We start from the raw sequence: 20,382 nt of genomic DNA on the forward strand, positions 1-20,382 counted from the left end.
AGTCCCCGTCCTGGTCAGGCCGCCTTGTAGACGGTCAGGTCCCGGGTCACCGCGTACTTGTCCGCCGGGTCCGCGAAGCGGTTCCACGGGAAGGCTCCCACGTATCCGTCCACGGCACGGAACTGCTCCAGTGCCTCCTCGTGGCGGTCCAGCCGCACCAGGTACCAGGCCAGCAGCAGTCGGACGTCCCGCAGCCGCGGGTGGTCGGGATCGGCGGCGGTCACATCGGCAGCGAGCGCGTCGACCAGGGCTGACACCTCCGGCGTCGCGAAGCCCCGCGAGGTGTGGCCGAAGGTCTCGTGCTCGAACCAGCAGATGAGGGGAAACGCGTGGAACAGGCTGCCGAGCGGCGCGGAAGCGGCGGCGTCCGCCGCGAATGACGTGCCCAGTTCCACCGAACCGTGCCACTTCCGGCACCAGTACTGGAGCGCGCCGAAGTGCGCCGAGTAGTGGTACGGAGCACGGGAGGTGACCTCGGCGAATTGCTTGCGCATGACGTCGTGGGGGTAGCCGAGGCCGACCGCGACCCAGATCCCGACGGCCGCCGGCCTCGGGTCGTCGTCGGGAGCCAGCTCGGCGGCACGCTCCACGGCCTGCCGGGCCTCTCCCAGCAGCTGGTGGAAGCCGGTGAACTGTTCCCGGGTGGTGTTCTTGGCCCGTGCGCCGCCGCGCGCCTCCCAGGCCAGGCCGATGGCGCTCTCTGCGCGTACGAGGGCGGCGTCCGGGTCTTCCGGGCGCGCCGCTTCCCAGGCGCGCAGCCAGACGTCGTCCTGGACGGCGACGCCGCTCAGAGCCGTGGTGTACAGGGAACTCCGCTCCCAGTCCTTTCCGGTCGCGGTGAGGAGCGCGGCGGCGGGCTCCCAGTCCCCGGCCCGGGCGGCGGCCAGTGCCGCGGTCAGTTCGGCCGGCGGCGGGCCGGCGTGCTCGGTGTCTATCTCGTCCTGAGGAACGAAGCCGAGCCGGACGGCGCGGTCGGCCATCGCGCCGCGTGCCGCTGCGACGCGCTGCGGCGAGGGGTCCTTCGACGCGTCGCGGCGGTGCTTCAGCCAGAAGTAGACGGCTACCGCGATGACGATGAGGGGGATCAGTCTGGGCATGTGTCGGTCCTCGGGGAAAGGGGCGGTGGGCGGGCGAGGCATGGGCTGGAGGCGGATGAGGGGTCTTGGCCCGCCGCTCACGCGGGGCAGGCCGACGAGGGGGCGGCCGGGTGATGCGACGGCACACGGGCGGGCGGGGCGGTGCGCGTCCGGCGCCCGGCGAGTGGCCACGGCGGCTCGGGCGGGGTGCCCCGCGTCTCAGGTAAGGGCCGTCGCCCTCAGCCGCGGTACGTCGGTCCCGATGGCATGCGGCCCTGTCATGCCGTCGGCCTTGGGGGTGCGGGGCGTGAACCGGCCGTGCAGCGCCGGGACGATGAGCAGCACGGAGACGATGCAGGGCGTGGCGGCGACCTCGGCCGGCACCCACGGGGAGAGGGTGTCGTCGATGCCGGCGAGCACGGTGAGCAGGGCGCAGCCGGGCAGATGGAAGCCTGCGAGCAGGACGACCGCACGCATGGCGCGCAGAGTGGTGCCCATCGGGCGATTCCCCCCACGGGAAAAGGACATGACGAAGTGTCGTGGGGGGAAGGGGAGTATCGCCCAGCGATGTTGCCGGTGGCAAGGAAGATCTTCAGTGGGCCGGGTGGGGATATTGTGGCGGCCACTCATTGCCATAGGGGGGCACAGGTGCGATTTACCTTGCGTGCGTGCGCGACCGCGGCCGTCGCCACGCTCGGCCTGCTGGCCACGGCGGTTGCGCCCGCGCAGGCGGCATCCGGCTACGACCGCTGTCCGCAGGGGAGGCTCTGCCTCTTCGACAACGCGGACGGCTCGGGCGCCATGGCCACGTACAGCCGGAGCATGCCGACACTGGGGGCCTGGGACAACAAGGCATCGGGCCTGCGTAACCGCACGGGCATGGAGGCCTGCGTGTACAGCCGGCCGAACTACGCCTACACGGACTCGGTCCATGACGTGTTTCTTCAGGCCGGGAGCGAGGACCATGCGCTCGACCTCACGTTCTACGAGGACGAGAACAGTCGTCTCGCCAACAACGTCAGTTCCTTCCGGCTGGCCCGCACCTCGCACGAGTGCACCAGCGGTGTGGAGTACATGACGTGGGCCCGGCCCTTCGACAATCCGACGGCCCCGCGGCTGTTCGGTGACCTCGACCGGGACGGACAGAGCGATCTCCTCTTCCGTTCGGCCGCCGGGAACCTGTGGTTCCTTCCCGGCGACGGCAGCGGCCGGAAGATCGGCAGCGGCTGGGGGGCCATGACCGCGTTGCAGCGCCACGGCGACCGTGACGGCAACGGCACGGAGGACATCGTCGCCCGTGACACCGCCGGCGCGCTGTACATGTACCCGGGCAACGGCGCCGGCGGCGTGGGTCCGCGCAAGCGGATCGGCACCGGCTGGCAGTCGCTCAGGAACATCACGGCAGTGGGCGACCTCAACGGCGACCGCCGCCAGGGCGACCTGGTCGCCGCCGACACCATCGGGAAGCTCTGGCTGTATCCGGGCAAGGCGGACGGCGCCCTGTCCGCGCGCAAGCAGATCGGCACATCGGGCTGGAACACGATGACCGCGCTCGTCGGCTCCGGGGACATGAACGGCGACGGCAAGGCGGATCTCGTCGCCAGGGACTCCGCCGGGCAGCTGTGGCTCTACCCGGGCCGGGGCACGGGGGCCCTCGGGACCCGCAAACTGATCGGTACGGGCTGGAAGGGCTTCAGCCGCATCATCGGCGTCGGGGACGTGAACAGCGACGGACCGAACGACCTGTTCGCGCTGCGGGCGCCGCTGCTGACGCTCTACACGAACAACGGCACGGGCAAGCTCAGCAATTACTCCGAGGACTACGACTGGGACGCCCGCGAGACCGCGTTCTGACGCTTGCCCACGGCAGTCCTCGGCACGGCACCGGTCCTCGCATCGGCCCACCAACCCGTCGGCCCGTCGTCCGGCCCGTCGTCCGGCAGGTCAGACGGGCGGGTCAGACGGGCGGGTCAGACGGGCGTCAGGACAGAGGGGCGGGTCTGAGGGGCGTCAGGACAGAGGGGCGGCCCGCACCGTGCCGGTGCGGGCCGCCGGTTCCTGCACCGGCCGTGACGGCCGCCGGTTCCTTGCAGCCGGTGCCGTCAGTGCAGCAGCGTCGCCGGGCTTCCGCCGTTCGCCTCGTACCCCGCGACCGCCAGGGCCCGGTAGACGGTGTACTCCGCCGCCGCATCGCCCCCGTGCGTCCAGGGCAGTGCCCCGACATGGCCGTCCACACGGACCAGCTGGTGCATCGCCTCGGTCCAGCGCTCCATGCGTACGAGGAACAGCACGAGCAGATGCCGTACGTGCGGAAGCACCGGGTCGTCCGCAGGTGCCGTGTGCGCCGCGTGCAGCGCACCCCCGACGGCCTTGGTGACCACGGCGCTCTCGTAGAAGCCGCTCACCAGATTGACCTCGGGCACATGCTCGTAGACCGCGAACAGCGGCAGCGCGGCGAGCAGTGACCCCTCGGGCGCCCGGGCGGCGGCGGTCGTCGCGAAGTGGTCGGCCTCCTCGCGGGAGCCGTGCCACTTCTCGCACCAGTAGTGCAGGGCGGCGAGATGAGCGCCCATGTGCGCGGGGGCGCGGTCGATGACCTTCGCCCACACCTGGTCGAACTGCTCGTGGGAGTAGCCGAGTCCACGGGCCACGGCCAGTTCCACGATGTACGGAACGGGGTCGCCGGGGGCCAGCAGTGCTGCCTCGGCGCAGATCGTTCGGGCCTCCTCCAGGATGATGCGGAAGTCGTCGGCACCCGCCGAGGACGACCGCCAGGCCTGCTGCACCAGGAACTCGGCGTGCACGGCCGCACCGCCCGCGTCCTTCGGGGACTCCGCACGCCAGGTGCGCAGCCAGGAGCCGCCCGTGCCCGGCTGCTGCTGGAGCTCCAGGGACGCCGCGCCCGCGAACGCCTGGACGCGCTGCCAGCGCTGCTCGTCCTCCTTCGGCGTGCCGGCGAGCAGCTGGGAGGCGGCACGCCAGTCCTGGGTGCGCTGGACGACATCGAGCACGTCCAGGAGGTCCTGGTCGGGGCCCGGCAGCCGCAGATCGAGCAGCTCCTGGCGGACAAAGCCGTACGCGGCGGGGTCCGCGGCGTCCGGCGATCCCGGGGCCACCTGCCGGATGGCGCCCCGGCGGCGCATGACGTACGGGGCGAAGACCGCGACCAGCATGGTCATCGCGATCAGGAACCAGAGAATCTCCATACGGCCATTGTCCCGGACGGCGTGGGGAAGGTGAGCTACCGGGACTACGCTCGGGCTTCATGAGTGACGAGCAGACCAACGAGCACGGCCACGAGCACGGCTTCGAGACCATCGCCATCCACGCGGGCAACACCGCGGACCCGCTGACCGGCGCGGTCGTCCCGCCCATCTACCAGGTGTCCACGTACAAGCAGGACGGAGTCGGCGGACTGCGCGGCGGCTACGAGTACAGCCGCAGCGCGAACCCGACCCGGACCGCGCTGGAGGAGAACCTCGCGGCGCTGGAGGGGGGCACGCGCGGTCTGGCGTTCGCGTCCGGTCTGGCTGCCGAGGACTGCCTTCTGCGTACGCTGCTGGTCCCCGGTGATCACGTGGTCATTCCCAACGATGCGTACGGCGGAACGTTCCGGCTCTTCGCCAAGGTCGTCCAGCGCTGGGGCGTGGAGTACTCGGTTGCCGACACCTCCGATCCGGCGTCGGTACGGAACGCGCTCACGGACCGTACGAAGGTCATCTGGGTCGAGACCCCGTCGAACCCGCTCCTCGGTATCACCGACATCGCGCAGATCGCGGGAATCGCCCGCGCGGCGGGCGCGAAGCTCGTCGTCGACAACACCTTCGCGAGCCCTTATCTGCAGCAGCCGCTCGCGCTCGGTGCGGACGTGGTCGTCCATTCGCTGACGAAGTACATGGGCGGGCACTCGGACGTCGTCGGCGGCGCGCTGGTCTCGGCCGATACCGCGCTCGGCGAAGAGCTGGCGTACCACCAGAACGCCATGGGTGCGGTCGCCGGGCCGTTCGACTCCTGGATCGTGCTGCGCGGCATCAAGACACTGGCGGTGCGCATGGACCGGCACAGCGCGAACGCGGCGCGGATCGTGGAGATGCTGACCAAGCACCCGAGGGTGACGCGCGTGCTCTACCCGGGGCTGCCCGAGCACCCGGGCCACGAGATCGCTGCGAAGCAGATGAAGGACTTCGGCGGCATGGTGTCCTTCCAGGTCGCGGGCGGCGAGGAGGCGGCGGTCGAGGTCTGCAACCGGGCCCAGGTCTTCACCCTCGGCGAGTCCCTCGGCGGCGTGGAGTCCCTGATCGAGCACCCGGGGCGGATGACCCATGCCTCGGTGGCGGGCTCGGCGCTGGAGGTTCCGGCGGACCTGGTGCGGCTGTCGGTCGGCATCGAGTCGGCCGACGACCTGCTGGCGGACCTCGAGCGGGCTCTGGGCTGACGCCCGTCACCCCTGGGGCCGGTCCGGCTCCCCGGCCGTTGCGGCCGGCCACCGGCGTCGGCGTTCGAGGACGTCGAGGACGGACAGGCCCTGTGCGCCACTGTGGGGGAAGGTACGACCCGGCCCGTCGTCGGGCCGGGTCCCGTGCCGTCCGCCGTCTGGGCACCCCGTGCGCCCTGTTCTCCGGCACCGCGCGGGCCCCCGGGAACGCGCCGCACGGGCCGACCGGAGGGCGCCGCCCGTCGCGGACGTGGGCGGTGACCCCTGCCCGGCCCGAGCCGGGCAGCGGGATCAGGCGCTGATCTTCTCGTCCTCCAGCATGCCGCGTATCTGTTCGCGGAGTTCCGGGCTGTCCTCATGGCCGTGGACGGAGACCGCGTGGTCGGTGGCGGCCCTGAGGACTTCGTCCTCCTCACCGGAGATGGTGAGGGAGCACTTCGTCTCGCTCGGGAACCTGCGGCAGTCGGCAACTTTTCTGGTCATCACGACCTCCTGGATGGTGCGTTGCACCGCTTGTTCCAGGGTAGGGCCAGGCCCTGACCCGGCGCCCGTCCGCGAGGCGGCCCTTGATCACCAGCCCTCGATGATCACCAGCCCTCGATCACCAGCCCTCGATCACCAGCCCTCGATCTCCGGTGTCGTCTCGGCCGGGGGCACGGTCCACGGTTCGGCGGCGGATGCCCAGACGGCGAACGCGATCGCCACTGCCACCAGGAGCAGCCAGCCCGCCCGGTGCAGGCCGCGCCGTCGGCGCAGCAGTCGGGTGCCGCGTTCCGTCGCCCGGACGAGCAGATCGGCGGGTACAGGCCCGGGCGGCACGTCCATCATCTGCCGCACCTCCGCCTCCCGGCGCCCATGGCCGTTCAAGCTGCTCATGACGCACCTGCGGTGCGGTACCAGGGCCGGGCACCGCGCGAGGACGTGCCCGGGGTGCGCAGGATGGTGATCGCACGGCTGCAGATCGCCCGTACCCGTTCCATCGGCAGGCCCAGCAGCGCCGCCGTCTGCTCCTCGGCCACGCCCTCGTAGAGCCGCAGCACCACGATCAGCCGCTCCTGCGGGGTCAGCCGTGACAGCACCCCACCGGAGGTCCGGGGGAGCCGCCAGGCGGAGCGGGCGAAGCGGGTGGCGAGTTCCGCGCGAGTGCGGTCGTACGGATCCTCGTCGCGCAGCCGCGCCCACTCCGCGTATGTGTGCGCGAGCGCGGCGACGAGCAGCCGCTGCGCCTGCGGGTTCTGCCGGGGCTGCTCGCCGGTCAGCAGCGTCGCGGCGTGCAGCAGCCGGCCGGCAGCGCCCGCGACGAAATCATCGAAATCGCGGGCGCGCGGACCGGGAACCGAGGGCTGGCCGCGCCGTCGCATGTGCTCATATCAGGCCAGAGTCGTGTCCCCGGTCAAGAGGTCGGACGCCTCAGGTCGGGCCGGGTCGGGAGTACTCGGCGGCACATCTGCTCTCAGGAGCTCTGCGATGCCTCCGTCTCGGAGGCCGGAAGCCCGGCCTGGCGGGCCGAGAGCGCCGAGTTGAAGCGGGTGAGCAGGGTGCAGAACGACTCCCGCTCCTCCTGGGTCCAGCCGTCCGTCACCTGGGCCATCAACTGGCGCCGTGAGGAGCGGACCTCCTCGAGGCGGGCCTGGCCGCGCGGCGACAGCTGCAGCACGACCGCGCGGCCGTCCTCTGGGTGGGAGGTGCGCTTGACCAGCCCCGTGTCGACCAGCGGTGCGACCTGGCGGGTGACGGTCGACGAGTCGATGCCCATCCCGGCGGCGAGCGCCTTGACGCCCATCGGGCCTTCCCGGTCCAGTCGGTTGAGCAGCAGATACGCGGCACGGTCCATCGAATTGCGGACCTGGCCGACCCCGCCGAGCCGCGTCTGCTCGGCACGGCGCGCGAAGACGGCCACCTGGTGCTGGAGAGCATCGAGGAGACCGGGGTCAAGATCAGTCGTCATGTCCTGAGATGTGGGCATGGCTGCGGGGGCTCTCTCGTGCGGTGGTCGGTTGGTGGGGGACAGAGTACGCGGACGGGACCGGGTGCGTACCTGCCCTGCGGAATCCCGTGGACCGCCGTGTGACCGGGGCCGCCGTCAGGCCTTTGAGCTGCGAGACTTGCTGTCATGAGCTTCCGCACGACTGGCCCCTTTCACCCGCTCATCCTCGACGACGTCCGGGGGGCCCAGAAGATGCTCTCGGGCGTGGCTCGGCTGACCCCGATGGAGGGCAGCCGTCATCTGACGCATCTGGTGGGCGCCCCTGTCCATCTGAAGTGCGAGAACCTGCAGCGGACCGGTTCGTTCAAGCTGCGCGGTGCGTACGTGAGGATCTCCGGGCTGAGGCCCGAGGAGCGGGCGGCGGGTGTCATCGCCGCATCGGCCGGAAACCATGCGCAGGGCGTCGCTCTCGCTTCCTCGCTGCTCGGTGTGCGTTCCACTGTGTTCATGCCGGTCGGCGCCCCACTGCCGAAGGTCGCGGCGACCCGTGACTACGGCGCGGAGGTGCGGCTGCAGGGGCAGGTCGTCGACGAGACCCTGGCCGCCGCGCAGGAGTACGCACGCGACACGGGAGCGGTGTTCATCCACCCCTTCGACCATCCCGACATCATCGCCGGGCAGGGCACGGTCGGCCTGGAGATCCTCGAGCAGTGTCCCGAGGTGCGGACGATCGTCGTCGGCATCGGCGGCGGCGGGCTCGCGGCGGGCATCGCGGTCGCGGTGAAGGCGCTGCGCCCCGACGTGAAGGTCGTCGGTGTGCAGGCGGAGGGGGCGGCGGCCTATCCGCCCTCGTTGGCGGCGGGCCGCCCGGTGTCGATCGAGGAGCCGACGACGATGGCGGACGGCATCAAGGTGGGCCGCCCCGGCGACGTTCCCTACGCGATCGTCGAGGAACTGGTCGACGAGGTGCGCACGGTCTCCGAGGATGCGCTCTCCTCGGCGCTGCTGCTCTGCCTGGAGCGGGCGAAGCTCGTGGTCGAACCGGCCGGCGCCAGCCCGGTGGCTGCGCTGCTGACCGAGCCGCGCGCCTTCCGGGGCCCGGTGGTCGCGGTGCTGTCCGGCGGCAATGTCGACCCGTTGCTGATGCAGCGGATCCTGCGGCACGGCATGGCGGCAGCCGGACGCTATCTGTCGCTGCGGCTGCCATTGCCCGATCGTCCCGGAGCGCTGGCGACCCTGCTCGGCGTCCTTTCGGCGGTGGATGCGAACGTGCTGGACGTGGGCCACGTCCGCACCGATCCGCGCCTCGGGCTCACGGAGGTCGAGGTGGAGCTCCATCTGGAGACGAAGGGGCCCGAGCACTGTGCGGAGGTGGAGGGAGCGCTCGGCGACGCCGGATATCGCGTCATCCGCTGACGGCGGGAGGGTGGGCCGGTGAACGTCCCGTGCGGGCGGTCCGGTGACATTCCGGCGGGTGGTTCGCGGCTCGGCCTTCCGCGCTTCTTCGGGTCGGTCCATTGAGTATCGCGATGTATCGCGTTATCTTGGCCGAGGTCGCAAACTGCCTGCGCGGCATGTCGGCCAAAACTAAGCTTGCGGGGAAAACGCGGCAAGTAAGTGCCGGGTAAGCGTTGCGCAAGCGAAACCAGCCAGGAGTCACCCCCACGTCACTGGGAGACCCACATGCCAGGCGCCATATATGCCGAGGGTCTGGTGAAGACCTTCGGCGAAGTCAGGGCTCTGGACGGCGTTGATCTCGATGTCCCCGAGGGCACGGTCCTCGGGCTGCTGGGCCCGAACGGCGCCGGCAAGACCACCGCCGTGCGTGTGCTGACCACCCTGCTCCAGCCGGACAGCGGCAGGGCGGTCGTCGCAGGCATCGACGTCCTCAAGCACCCCAATGAAGTCCGCCGGTCCATCGGTCTCTCCGGTCAGTTCGCGGCGGTCGACGAATATCTGACCGGCCGTGAGAACCTCCAGATGGTCGGCAGGCTGTACCAGATGAGCGCCGCGGCTGCGAGGGCCAGGGCCGGCGAGCTGCTGGACCGGTTCAATCTGGCCGACGCGGCCGACCGCACCGCGAAAACCTACTCCGGCGGAATGCGCCGCCGTCTCGATCTCGCGGCCGCCCTGGTGGTCCAGCCGCCCGTGATGTTCATGGACGAGCCGACCACCGGCCTGGATCCGCGAAACCGGCAGGGGCTGTGGGAGGTGATCAAGGAACTCGTCGGAGGCGGTACGACGCTGCTGCTGACCACCCAGTACCTGGAGGAGGCCGACCATCTCGCCGACGACATCTGCGTCGTCGACCACGGCCGGGTCATCGCCCGCGGCACGTCGGACCAGCTCAAGGCGCGCACGGGCGGCGAGCGTGTCGAGGTCGTCGTCCACCGCCGCGACGAGATCTCCCCGGCCCGTGAGGTGCTGACCGCCTTCGGCAAGGGCGAGGTCACCGTCGAGGACCACACCCGCAAGCTGACCGTCCCGGTGACGGGTGGGGCCAAACTCCTCGCCGAGGTCATCCGCGATCTCGACGCCCGGGGGGTCGAGATCGACGACATCGGTCTGCGCCGCCCCACCCTCGACGACGTCTTCCTCTCGCTGACCGGCCACCACGCCGAGGACGCCGCCGAGGAGAGCGGACCGGAGACCGACCGCAGGGGCAGGAAGCCCCGGAAGGAGGCCGTGCAGTGACCAGCGTCCAGGACGCGGCGGAACGCACCCCGGTGCCGGGCCGGCGCGGCGGCGGCATCATGCAGTCCTTGGGCGACTCGCTGGTCGTTGCCAGGAGGAACCTGATCCGCATGACCCGGATCCCCGAAGTGGTCATCTTCGGGATGATCCAGCCGATCATGTTCGTCGTGCTGTTCAGCTATGTGTTCGGCGGTTCGATGCAGATCGGCGGCTCCACGTCCCCGTCCGTCTACCGCGAATTCCTGATGGCGGGCATCTTCGCCCAGACCGTCACGTTCGCGACGGCCGGAGCGGGCGCCGGTATCGCCGACGACATGCACAAGGGCCTCATCGACCGGTTCCGGTCACTGCCCATGGCGCGCGGCGCCGTCCTCACCGGGCGCACACTCGCGGACCTCGTACAGACGGCGCTGACCGTCGTGGTGCTCACTGTCGTCGCCCTGCTGGTCGGCTGGCGGATCCACAACGGCATCCCCAAGGCGCTCGGGGCGTTCGCCCTGCTGCTTCTGCTCGGGTACGCGTTCTCCTGGATCGGCGCACTGATCGGCCTGTCGGTCCGCACCCCGGAAGCCGCCACCTCCGGCGGACTGATCTGGCTGTTCCCCGTCACCTTCATCTCGAACGCGTTCGTCGACACCACCAAGATGCCCTCGTGGCTGGAGACGATCGCCGATTGGAATCCCTTCAGTGCAACGGTGCAGGCCAGCCGTGAGCTGTTCGGTAACCCCGGCGTCTCGCCGTCCGACGCCTGGCCCATGGTCCATCCGGTGTGGGCGTCGATCATCTACTCGATCCTGATCGTTGCGCTGTTCCGGACCCTGGCGGTGCGCAAGTACCGCTCTGCCACGGCCTGACCGCGTACCGCCGCACACGACGACGGAAGGCCCCGCGCACCTGCTCGGCAGGTTGCGCGGGGCCTTCGAGTCTGCGGATGCCTTCCGCGAGCGGCCTGGGCTCAGCCCTGGTACGGCTTGGCGTCGAGGATCTTCACCATGGCGGTCCTGCCGTTCGGCAGCTCGTAGTCGGCGTTCTCGCCGACCCTCTTGCCGTTCACGCCCGCGCCGAGCGGGGACTGCGGGGAGTACGTCGCGATGTCGTTCGAGGCGTACTCGCGAGAAGCCAGCAGGAAGGTCTCGGTGTCGGTCTCGTCACCGTCGAAGGCGACCGTGACGACCATGCCGGGGGCCACCGTGCCGTCGTCCGCAGGGGCCTCACCGACCTTCGCCTTCTCCAGGAGCTGGGTCAGCTGGCGCACGCGGAGTTCCTGCTTGCCCTGCTCTTCCTTGGCCGCGTGGTACCCGCCGTTCTCGCGCAGGTCGCCCTCCTCACGGGCCGCCTCGATCTTCTTTGCGATCTCGACGCGCGCGGGACCAGACAGGTACTCCAGCTCGGCCTTGAGCTGGTTGTACGCCTCCTGGGTGAGCCAGGTGACGTTCTCGCTCGTCTGGGTCACAGGTGCTCCTCGTAGGTACTGGGAATACAAAGCATCGCCCTACCCAGAAGCATGTGCCTCCAGGAGTGGGCGAAACCACGAGCCTAACAATGAGTGCGGGAAAGGGGGAGGACCAAAAGGCATCAATTATGCGTCAATGCAGGTCAGACCCGAAAAGACATGGGCGGGTGTCAGCCCTGGGGGCCGCTGTCGGCGGTGCAGCCCGCCAGCTCGGCGCTGGTCGCCCTCGACGTTGTACGCACGGTGACGACCTCGTCGATACGGCTCTCGGAGGAGTCGAAGCGGACGTCCCTGCGGCCGACCTCACTGCCGTCCTCGGCGCGCGAGCGCAGGGTGCAGTAGCCCTTGGCGTCCCTGTCCTTGCGGACCTCGAGATGAACCCGGACCCGGTCGTCCGCGGTCACGTCCCACTTGATCAGCTCGGCGCTGATCCGCTGGCCGCCGATGTAGTCGTAACCGAACCACGTGATCATGGCGAGCAGGCCGGCGCCCAGCACGGCGCCCACGATCTTGAGCCCGCGGTCCGCGCGCTCGTCCGCCGAGCGGCCGTAACGGCCCCCGGGGACCTGCTGGCGCGCCGTGGTCATGATCGTCCTCCCAGACTGCGGGACACCGGAATTTTTCCGCCCCCCGATTCCGTCACTATAGAAGCCGCCCGCCGCCACGGGACCGGCACCCCGCACCGACCTTCCCGCGGGACGGCACCGACAATTCGACGAATCGCTGAGGATCGAGTCTTGACTGAGCAGCTGCGACTGATGGCCGTTCACGCCCACCCCGACGACGAGTCGAGCAAGGGCGCGGCGACGATGGCCAAGTATGTGTCCGAGGGGGTGGACGTGCTGGTCGTGACCTGCACGGGCGGAGAGCGCGGCTCCATCCTCAATCCGAAGCTCCAGGGCGACAAATACATCGAGGAGAACATCCACGAGGTCCGCCGAAAGGAGATGGACGAGGCCCGCGAGATCCTCGGCGTGAAGCAGGAGTGGCTCGGCTTCGTCGACTCCGGCCTCCCCGAGGGCGACCCGCTGCCCCCGCTTCCGGAGGGCTGTTTCGCTCTGGAGGACGTCGACAAGGCGGCCGGCGAGCTGGTGCGGCAGATCCGGTCCTTCCGTCCGCAGGTCATCACGACCTACGACGAGAACGGCGGCTACCCGCACCCGGACCACATCATGACCCACAAGATCTCGATGGTGGCCTTCGAGGGTGCGGCCGACACCGAGAAGTACCCCGAGTCCGAGTACGGCCCGGCCTTCGAGCCGCAGAAGCTCTACTACAACCAGGGCTTCAACCGTCCGCGCACGGTCGCACTGCACGAGGCGCTGCTCGCGCGTGGCATGGAGTCCCCGTACGGCGAGTGGCTGGAGCGCTGGAAGGAGTTCCAGCGTGCCGAGCGGACCCTGACCACCTATGTGCCGTGCGGAGACTTCTTCGAGGTCCGTGACAAGGCCCTGATCGCCCACGCGACGCAGATCGATCCGGACGGCGGCTGGTTCCGCGTCCCGATGGACATCCAGAGGGAGGTCTGGCCCACGGAGGAGTACGAGCTCGCCAAGTCCCTGGTCGATACCTCCCTCCCCGAGAGCGACCTCTTCGCGGGCATCCGCGACAATGCCTGACATGAGCGCTAGCGCAAACCTCGCAATGACGCACCTCGTCCCCCTCGCCGCCACCGACTTCGACAAGAACAAGGTGACCCCGGGTGTCCTCGGCTTCCTCGTCTTCGCGGCGCTGGCCGTGGGTGTGTGGCTGCTGATGAAGTCCATGAACCGGCACATGGGACGGGTGAACTTCGAGGAGGCGCCCGAGGCGGGCGGCGCGGCTGCGCCGGGCGCCGGCGGCGCGACCCCGGCCAAGGAGTAGGCCCCGGGGCCCTTGGCCCCGGGGTTTCCGGCTCTGCGACTCTGCGGTCCCGGTCCCGGCCATCCCGGTCCGGGGGTCCTCGGTCGGGTTGCTAGTTCCGGCTGCGCTGCTCCCCGGCCCCGGGGCTTCGCGCTTCGTGGGACCCGCCGCGGGCCGAGTGCGTGCCGGGGCACGCGAGCCCGGCAAGATCCGAACGAGAGACCCTAGACCGGTACGCCCATCACTTCCCGGGCGTGCCGGTTGGGCACCATCCCCAGCGACCAGGCCTGCCAGCCGTCCTCCAGCCGCACACCGCGCTCCAGGACCAGGGCGAAAGCCTCCATGCAGTCCTCCAGCTTGCCGTCACGGGTGGGGTGGCCGTCCTCGCGGAGCCGGGCGAGTTCCTCCTGGGCTACGACCGTGCCGATCTCGGTCCCTCCCGCAGACGCATAGGGGAGCAGGGTGCAGCGCAGGAAGCGGGCCCAGTCGTCGCCACGGCGGTCGTGGTACGAGGCGAACAGCGCGGTCGCCTCGTCGCAGAGGCCCAGGGCCTGGGCGGCGCGGTCGTTGCCCGCGTCGATGAGGGCGAGTTCCAGACAGGTCCAGGCCTCACCGTGGGACAGGCCGATGCGCTGGAAGTCGGCACGGGCGTCGACGAGGAGCTGCCGGGCGAAGCCGGAATTGCGGAGGTTGCCGGTCTGTGCCGCGCGCTGGTCGCGGGTGGCGCGGCCGGAGTGGTGGCGGGCGCAGGCCAGGCCGTAGACGTCCCGCATCCGCGAGAACATCGTGCGGGCGCGCTCCAGCTCGCGTACCGCCTGGTCACGGTCGCCGCGCTCCTCCAGTGCCTGGCCCAGGTAGTAGAGGGTCCAGGCCTCGCCGCGCGCGTCCTCGCTGTCGCGGTGCCGGGACAGGGCCTGGCGGAGCTGGTCGACCGCCGGTGACGGGTCGCCGTCGACCAGCCGCGCGCGGGCGAGCTGGGTCAGCGCCCAGGCCTCGCCACGGTCGTCGCGCATCCGCCCGTACAGATCGAGGGCCTCGTGCAGCTCCGACTCGGCGCGCGGCACATCGCCCATGCGCAGGCAGACCTGTCCGAGCTGGAAGTGGGTCCAGGCCTCTCCGTGCAGTGACTCGCCGCCGCGGTGGAGGGTCAGCGCGGTGGAGAGCAGGGTGAGCGCCTCGGCGAGATTCGCCCGGTCGCGTTCGACCGCGGCCAGGGCGTGCAGTGTCCAGGCACGGTCTGCGGCCAGTGCGTCGGACGACTGGAGCTCGATCGCCTCGCGCAGCTTCGCCGACGCCTCGATGAGGTTGCCCTGGTGGTGCAGGGTGATGCCCAGGGAGCACAGGGCGCGGGCGGCGCCGGCGTCGTGCTGTGCCTCGCGGTACAGATCCACCACCGACGACAGGGTCGTGCGCGCCTTGTCGAGCTCGCCGAGCTGACGGGCCGCGATGCCGGTGCGCCACTGGACCGAGCGGACGAGCAGGCCCTGGTCGACGGCTTGCGTCAGATCGTTGATCTCGCCGAGCCGGTAGAGGTCGCCGCGCAGCAGGCAGTAGTCGCACAGGGCGCCGAGCAGATTCAGCACGGCCTGCTGGTCGACGCCTTCCGCATGCCGCAGTGCCGCCGTGATGAAGCTCGACTCGTCGTCCAGCCAGCGAAGCGCCGCATCCAGGGAGGAGAAACCATGACCGTCGAACTGGTTCGCGCGGGTCGAGGTCTTTCCGTCGACGAGCCGGATCACGGAATCCGCGAGCTCGGCGTACGCGATGATCAGCCGTTCCTGCGCGGCGGTGCGGTCCGCCGGCTGCTCCTCGTCCAGCAGCCGCGCCTGTGCGAAGGCGCGTACGAGGTCATGCAGACGGTAGCGCTCTCCCCCTGCGCCCTGCGGCGTGGAGGGACCCCCACCTGCGCCCTGCGGCGTGGAGGGACCCCCGCGCACATGGTCCAGCAGCCCGGCCCGGGCGAGCCCCGACAGCAGCCGCTGCCCCTCCGTCTCGTCCGTGGCCAGCAGCGCTGCCGCAGCTGCCGCCCCGAGCGACGCCCGCCCCGCGAGCGCAAGTCGGCGCAGCAGACGACGGGCCTGGTCCGACTGGTCGGTGTAGCGCAGCCAGAGCGCCCGGTCGACCGGCTCCACCGGACCGTAGGCGGACAGGTCCTCGGCCAGTTCCTGCGGGGTGCGGGTCCCCAGCGAGGAGCCCGCGATCCGCAGTGCCAGCGGCAGTCCGCCGCACAACTCCCTCACCGTGTCGGTCGACTGGGAGTCGTACGGGCCCTCCTGAGGTTCTTCGGCGGCAGCCGCCAGCAGCTCTTCGGCACCCGCCGCGTCCAGCGCCTCCACCGGCAGCCGGTGCACCCAGGCCGGGGTGTCCTGCGGCAGCTCCAGCGGTTCGCGTGAGGTGACCAGCACGAGCGAGTCCGAGCGCTCCGGGATCAACGTCCGTACCTGCTCGGGGTCGTTAGCATCGTCCAGGACGACCGTGACCGGCAGCCCGGTCAGATGCTGGTGGTACAGCTCGCTCAGCCGCCGCACCTGCTGCTCCGTCGACGACCGCTCGCGGAAGAGGAGTTGCTCGCGGGGAGCACCCAGCCGGTTCAGCAGATGCAGCAGGGCGTCACGCGTCGACAGTGGCTGCTCGCCCGCCGAGGCGCCGCGCATGTCGACGACGCACGCCCCACGGAACTGGTCCTTCAGATGGTGCGCGGCTCGCACGGCGAGCGCTGTCCGCCCGGACCCGGGCTCGCCGTGCAGAACGACCACCGTGGGTTTCGTCTCCGTGGACGCCCTCGCGGCATGCACCCATTGCGCGATGCGCGTCATGGCCTCCCGTCGGCCCGCGAACGGCCCTTCGGGCGCGGGCAGATGCCCGAACGACTGCTCGAGCACACTCCGCCTGCGTGCCGCCTGGCTGCGGTCCCCTCCGCGCAGCACCGGTCCCGATGCCGCGGCCTTCCTCGCCGGGCGCGCAGTGGTGGCCGTCAGCATCCGCTGCTGGTCGAGGAACGGGCGGATGCCCCGTACCTCCAGTGCCGTCAGCCATTGCAGCCGCAGCTGCTCGGGCCCGCCCGGCTGTCCCAGGGCGCCGGCCCTGCGGTGCGCGGCCGGCCAGTGGGACGCGGTCACCTTGGCCACGGTCGCGGCGGCCCCGGCCACGGCGACGACGGCTCCGGCGCCGAGCGCCGTCCCCGTCGCCGTACCCAGCGCCATGTCCGCAGCGATTGCAGCCACGGCGGCAACTGCCGTGACCAGTGCAGGAGTCGACACGTTCTGGCTGCTGAACCTCTCCGCCAGCGACTGCTGCCCGGCCTCCGTCTCCTCCACGGCACGGAGATAGGCCGCGTACTCCTCAGCCGCCGTGTCCGCCATCGCGTCCAGCGCGGTCCGCCCACGCGTCAGGAGGGCGGCGGAGTCGGAGCGCCCGCCGGAGCGCCGCGCTTCCTCTTCGACGGCACGTACCAACAGCCGCTCGGCTTCCGCCCGATGGCTGTCCCGCATGTGGTCCCCCTCAGAGAGCTCCGGTTCGGACGTCAAGTGTGCTGCGTGACGCGCGTCCGCGCGAGGGAGTCCGGTGATCAGCCGGTGCCCGGGTGGCGAAGGGGATTGCCGGCCGGGCCGCCGAGCGTCACCCGATAAGAGCATGTTTGCCCTGATTTGCGGCGGGCAGTCGATCATTGTCGGAGACATCGTCATGAAAGGAGGCTCGACGGCGTGACCGCCAAGTACTGCCCCCGCACAGTGAGGAGAGGGGAAAGAGGGACCCGTCGGTGCCCGTCCGGCAGCGGGCGGAAGCACCCGGAGGATCTACTGCCGGGCTCAACTGCCCTGTGAAAACCGCTGTTCGGCGCACATCAGAGAGAAAGGAGGCCATGAATCGCCGACACCGTCCGCCGTGGGGAAACGGGAGCGGGGAGAGCCACCGGCTCTCCCTGCTCCCGCTGTGTCCGTTCGCGATCGCGACGTACCTGCGCCCGGAAGCCTCTGTGCGGCCCCGGTTACTCATGAGTTCCTCACGGGGTCTTCGTTACAGCTGTGACTGTCCGCACGCCTTCGCCCCGTGACAGCCTCATGGCCGTTGTCCAGCCGAAGGAGCGACATGAACAAGGGGTACGCCGTCTTCTGCGACGCCGACCGGCAGTTCTACGACGCCCCGCACCGGCTGGCGGCGGACGGCGACGACGGCAACGGCAGGGGCCGGCTGTACGAAGCGGCACGGCGCGACGCACCCGCCGGCTGGCAGAAGCACCGGTCCGGCGACTGGCTCGCCTACCGCCCGCTCACCGCCCAACTGCCCCCACAGGGCTGGAAGATCCATATATCCGCCTGCCTCGACAACGCGGAGAAGGTACTCGCCCAGGTCTGGGACTACTGCGTCCCCAGGGACATCGCCTTCAAGTTCATGCCGAGCCGCTATCTGCTGCACACGCGCAACGCCAAGTACGCCGACCGCGGCGCAAGCGGCAAGTTCATCACCGTCTACCCCGCCGACGACGAACAGTGCCGCGCCGTCGCCGAGGACCTCGACGCACTCCTGGCCGGGGAGCCCGGCCCGTACATCCTCAGCGATCTCCGCTGGGGTGCCGGACCCGTACACCTGCGGTACGGCAGCTTCACCGAGCGGCACTGCCGCGACGACCAGGGGGAGTTGCGCCCCGCGATCGAGGACGCCGACGGCCGCCTCGTACCCGACCGCAGGGAACCGGCCTTCCACGTACCACCGTGGATCACCCTCCCCGAATTCCTCCGACCGCATCTGGACGCCCGCTCCGCGACCACCACCAGCGGCATCCCGTACACGATCGAACGTGCCCTGCACTTCTCCAACGGCGGTGGTGTCTACGCCGGCCGGGACAACAGGACCGGCGGACGGGTGGTGCTCAAGGAGGCACGGCCCCACGCGGGCCTGGCCGCCGACGGAGCGGACGCCGTGACCCGGCTCGAGCGGGAGAGGGACGCGCTGGAACGGCTGTCGGGGCTGTCCTGCACTCCTGAGGTGCTCGACTGGTTCGCCCTGGGGGACCACCGGTTCCTGGTGATCGAGTACATCGAGGGGCGCCCGCTCAACAGCTTCTTCGCGCGGCGCCACCCCCTGATCGAAGAGGATCCGGCCCCGCAGGACCTGGCCGAGTACACGGCCTGGGCACTGCGTGTCCACGGGCTCGTGGAGCGGGCGGTGGCGCAGGTCCATGCCCGCGGAGTGGTCTTCAACGATCTGCATCTGTTCAACGTCATGGTCTCCGAGGACGAGTCGTCGGTGGTCCTGCTCGACTTCGAGGCGGCGGCGCCCGTCGAGGAGGGGCGACGGCAGGTCATCGCCAACCCGGGTTTCGTGGCACCCGCCGACCGCAGGGGCGCCGATGTCGACCGGTATGCGCTCGCCTGTCTCCGTATCGCCCTGTTCCTGCCGCTGACGAGCCTGTTCGCGGTGGACCGCGGCAAGGCGGCGCACCTGGCGGACATCGTGGCGGCGAATTTCCCGGTGGACCGCGCGTTCCTCGACGAGGCGGTCGCGGAGATCACCCGGGGACACCCCTCGGCCGGCCGGCGGGGGGCGGCCGAAGGGACACGGGGCCATCTCCCCGTGGAGCCGGGGGACTGGCCGCGCAGCCGTGACTCGATGGCTGCTGCGCTCCGCGCCTCCGCCACCCTCGGCCGGGACGACCGCTGCTTCCCCGGGGACATCGCCCAGTTCGCCGGGCCTGCGGGCGGCAGCTGCTTCGCCCACGGTGCGGCGGGGGTGCTGTACGCCCTGGCGGAGACCGGATGCGGCCGGTGGCCGGAGGCCGAGGAGTGGCTGCTGAGGTCGGTGCGGAACCCCGCCCCCGGCACTCCGCTCGGCTTCCACGACGGGCTTTCCGGCATCGCCTGGACCCTCGACCGGCTCGGACACACCGAACGGGCACTGGAACTGGCCGACATCGTGCTGGCCCAGGACTGGGCCGGTACGGGACCGGATCTGCACAGCGGTCTGGCCGGGGTCGGACTGGCTCTCGACGCGCTGGCCTCGTCCAGCGGTGAAAGCTCCCTGCACGAGGCCGCCATGCGCTGCGGCCGACTTGTGGCCGAGAGGACCGCCACGACCACCGGCAGGGCGGCCAAGCGGGCCGGACTGCTCCACGGAGCGAGCGGGGCGGCCCTCCTCCAGCTGCGGCTGTACGAGCGGACCGGCGACCCCGCACTGCTCGGACTCGCCGCCGGAGCGCTGCGCCGGGACCTCGACCGCTGTGTCGCCCGCGGAACGCGCGGCGCGCTCCAGGTGGACGAGGGCTGGCGCACGATGCCGTACCTCGGGGCAGGCAGCGTCGGCATCGGCATGGTGCTGGACGACTGGCTGGCGCACGGCGACGACGAGGACTTCGCACAGGCGCGGAGCGGGATCGTCCGTGCCGCGCAGGCGAAGTTCTACGCCCAGCCCGGCCTGTTCCGGGGCGCCGCCGGCATGGTGCTGTATCTCAGCCGGACGACCGCGACCGGTCCCGGCACCAGCCCCGCCGACCTTGCCCGGCAGGTCGACGTCCTGTCCTGGCACGCCCTCCCCTACGAAGGCCATCTCGCCTTCCCCGGTGAGCAGATGATGCGGCTGTCGATGGATCTCGCCACCGGTACGGCGGGATGCCTGCTGGCGCTGGGTGCGGCGCTCCACGACTCGCCGGTGCAGCTGCCGTTCCTGCCGCCGCTTCCTGCCGCCGCTTCCCCCCGCCGCCGACGCGGCCCCCGAACTGGCCCCTGACACAGGGGTCATGGCAACACCAACCGTCCCCGATGAAAGGAAGACGATCATGTCGCTTCTCGACCTGCAGAGCATGGAGACCCCCAAGGACGAGCTCGGCGAGGACATCGCCACCGGCGGCGGCAGCCGCGCGAGCCTGCTGCTCTGCGGTGACAGCAGCCTGAGCGTCACCACCTGTAACTGAGTTCGGCCGCCTCGTGGACGGCTTCACGAGGCGGTGACTCGGTCCTCC

19 protein-coding genes are annotated in these 20,382 nt (G+C 70.7%); 9 read left to right on the top strand and 10 right to left on the bottom strand.

The window, feature by feature from the left end; all coding sequences use genetic code 11:
• Positions 1-14: 14 nt before the first annotated feature.
• Complete coding sequence (locus AC068D_RS34170) at positions 15-1,097, bottom strand: hypothetical protein (protein ID WP_478827024.1); 1,083 nt, start codon at positions 1,095-1,097, stop codon at positions 15-17.
• Positions 1,098-1,295: 198 nt separating this feature from the next.
• Positions 1,296-1,574 (bottom strand): hypothetical protein, encoded by a 279-nt coding sequence (locus AC068D_RS34175; protein ID WP_478827025.1) that lies wholly within the window; start codon positions 1,572-1,574, stop codon positions 1,296-1,298.
• Between the two features lie 150 nt (positions 1,575-1,724).
• Here AC068D_RS34175 and AC068D_RS34180 point away from each other — a divergent pair, with 150 nt between their 5' ends.
• Positions 1,725-2,930: an FG-GAP-like repeat-containing protein gene (locus AC068D_RS34180; RefSeq protein ID WP_478827026.1), complete on the top strand. Its 1,206-nt coding sequence runs from the start codon at positions 1,725-1,727 to the stop codon at positions 2,928-2,930.
• A gap of 248 nt (positions 2,931-3,178) precedes the next feature.
• Here AC068D_RS34180 and AC068D_RS34185 read toward each other — a convergent pair whose 3' ends face one another.
• On the bottom strand, positions 3,179-4,282 hold the full coding sequence (locus AC068D_RS34185) for a hypothetical protein (RefSeq protein WP_478827027.1): 1,104 nt from the start codon (positions 4,280-4,282) through the stop codon (positions 3,179-3,181).
• A 59-nt stretch (positions 4,283-4,341) separates the two neighbouring features.
• On the opposite strand from AC068D_RS34185, the gene AC068D_RS34190 reads away from it, so the two are divergent.
• Positions 4,342-5,511 (top strand): cystathionine gamma-synthase, encoded by a 1,170-nt coding sequence (locus AC068D_RS34190; protein ID WP_478827028.1) that lies wholly within the window; start codon positions 4,342-4,344, stop codon positions 5,509-5,511.
• A gap of 291 nt (positions 5,512-5,802) precedes the next feature.
• Here the strand turns inward: AC068D_RS34190 and AC068D_RS34195 are convergent, their stop codons facing one another.
• The 4 genes from AC068D_RS34195 to AC068D_RS34210 form a co-directional block, all read right to left on the bottom strand.
• A complete protein-coding gene (locus AC068D_RS34195) occupies positions 5,803-5,994 on the bottom strand; it encodes a DUF1059 domain-containing protein (RefSeq protein WP_478827029.1) in 192 nt (63 codons plus the stop codon).
• Between the two features lie 132 nt (positions 5,995-6,126).
• Positions 6,127-6,387, bottom strand: a complete 261-nt coding sequence (locus AC068D_RS34200; RefSeq protein ID WP_478827030.1) for a hypothetical protein — start codon at positions 6,385-6,387, stop codon at positions 6,127-6,129.
• Positions 6,384-6,872, bottom strand: coding sequence for a sigma factor-like helix-turn-helix DNA-binding protein (locus tag AC068D_RS34205; protein ID WP_478827031.1), 489 nt, complete (start codon positions 6,870-6,872; stop codon positions 6,384-6,386). The genes AC068D_RS34200 and AC068D_RS34205 overlap by 4 nt, the downstream gene beginning before the upstream one ends.
• Before the next feature lie 92 nt (positions 6,873-6,964).
• Positions 6,965-7,477, bottom strand: a complete 513-nt coding sequence (locus AC068D_RS34210) for a MarR family winged helix-turn-helix transcriptional regulator (RefSeq protein WP_478827032.1) — start codon at positions 7,475-7,477, stop codon at positions 6,965-6,967.
• A gap of 147 nt (positions 7,478-7,624) precedes the next feature.
• Here AC068D_RS34210 and ilvA point away from each other — a divergent pair, with 147 nt between their 5' ends.
• From ilvA to AC068D_RS34225, 3 genes are all read left to right on the top strand, one after another.
• Positions 7,625-8,854, top strand: coding sequence for a threonine ammonia-lyase (gene ilvA, locus AC068D_RS34215; protein ID WP_478827033.1), 1,230 nt, complete (start codon positions 7,625-7,627; stop codon positions 8,852-8,854).
• 267 nt (positions 8,855-9,121) lie between these two features.
• Positions 9,122-10,132: an ATP-binding cassette domain-containing protein gene (locus AC068D_RS34220; protein WP_478827034.1), complete on the top strand. Its 1,011-nt coding sequence runs from the start codon at positions 9,122-9,124 to the stop codon at positions 10,130-10,132.
• Positions 10,129-10,986 (top strand): ABC transporter permease, encoded by an 858-nt coding sequence (locus AC068D_RS34225; protein WP_478827035.1) that lies wholly within the window; start codon positions 10,129-10,131, stop codon positions 10,984-10,986. Before AC068D_RS34220 ends, AC068D_RS34225 begins: the two co-directional genes overlap by 4 nt.
• A 101-nt stretch (positions 10,987-11,087) precedes the next feature.
• Here the strand turns inward: AC068D_RS34225 and greA are convergent, their stop codons facing one another.
• The gene (gene greA, locus AC068D_RS34230) at positions 11,088-11,585 is read right to left on the bottom strand and encodes a transcription elongation factor GreA (RefSeq protein ID WP_478827036.1); all 498 of its coding nucleotides are present in this window, start codon (positions 11,583-11,585) and stop codon (positions 11,088-11,090) included.
• 170 nt (positions 11,586-11,755) lie between these two features.
• Entirely contained in the window at positions 11,756-12,172 is a 417-nt protein-coding gene (locus AC068D_RS34235; protein WP_478827037.1) for a DUF4307 domain-containing protein, read from the bottom strand.
• 150 nt (positions 12,173-12,322) lie between these two features.
• Here AC068D_RS34235 and mca point away from each other — a divergent pair, with 150 nt between their 5' ends.
• Together mca and AC068D_RS34245 are read left to right on the top strand one after the other, a co-directional pair.
• On the top strand, positions 12,323-13,204 hold the full coding sequence (gene mca, locus AC068D_RS34240; RefSeq protein WP_478827038.1) for a mycothiol conjugate amidase Mca: 882 nt from the start codon (positions 12,323-12,325) through the stop codon (positions 13,202-13,204).
• Positions 13,197-13,448, top strand: a complete 252-nt coding sequence (locus AC068D_RS34245; RefSeq protein ID WP_478827039.1) for a hypothetical protein — start codon at positions 13,197-13,199, stop codon at positions 13,446-13,448. The genes mca and AC068D_RS34245 overlap by 8 nt, the downstream gene beginning before the upstream one ends.
• Positions 13,449-13,651: 203 nt before the next feature.
• On the opposite strand, the gene AC068D_RS34250 is transcribed toward AC068D_RS34245, so the two are convergent.
• Positions 13,652-16,918: a tetratricopeptide repeat protein gene (locus AC068D_RS34250; RefSeq protein WP_478827040.1), complete on the bottom strand. Its 3,267-nt coding sequence runs from the start codon at positions 16,916-16,918 to the stop codon at positions 13,652-13,654.
• 598 nt (positions 16,919-17,516) lie between these two features.
• On the opposite strand from AC068D_RS34250, the gene lanKC reads away from it, so the two are divergent.
• Both lanKC and AC068D_RS34260 read left to right on the top strand, forming a co-directional pair.
• Positions 17,517-20,150: a class III lanthionine synthetase LanKC gene (gene lanKC / locus AC068D_RS34255; RefSeq protein ID WP_478827041.1), complete on the top strand. Its 2,634-nt coding sequence runs from the start codon at positions 17,517-17,519 to the stop codon at positions 20,148-20,150.
• Positions 20,151-20,199: 49 nt separating this feature from the next.
• Positions 20,200-20,334 carry a SapB/AmfS family lanthipeptide gene (locus AC068D_RS34260; protein ID WP_478827042.1) on the top strand — a complete coding sequence of 45 codons (135 nt, stop codon included), beginning with the start codon at positions 20,200-20,202 and terminating at the stop codon, positions 20,332-20,334.
• Positions 20,335-20,382: the final 48 nt, after the last annotated feature.

It is taken from the genome of Streptomyces sp. NPDC043861 (assembly GCF_056435905.1).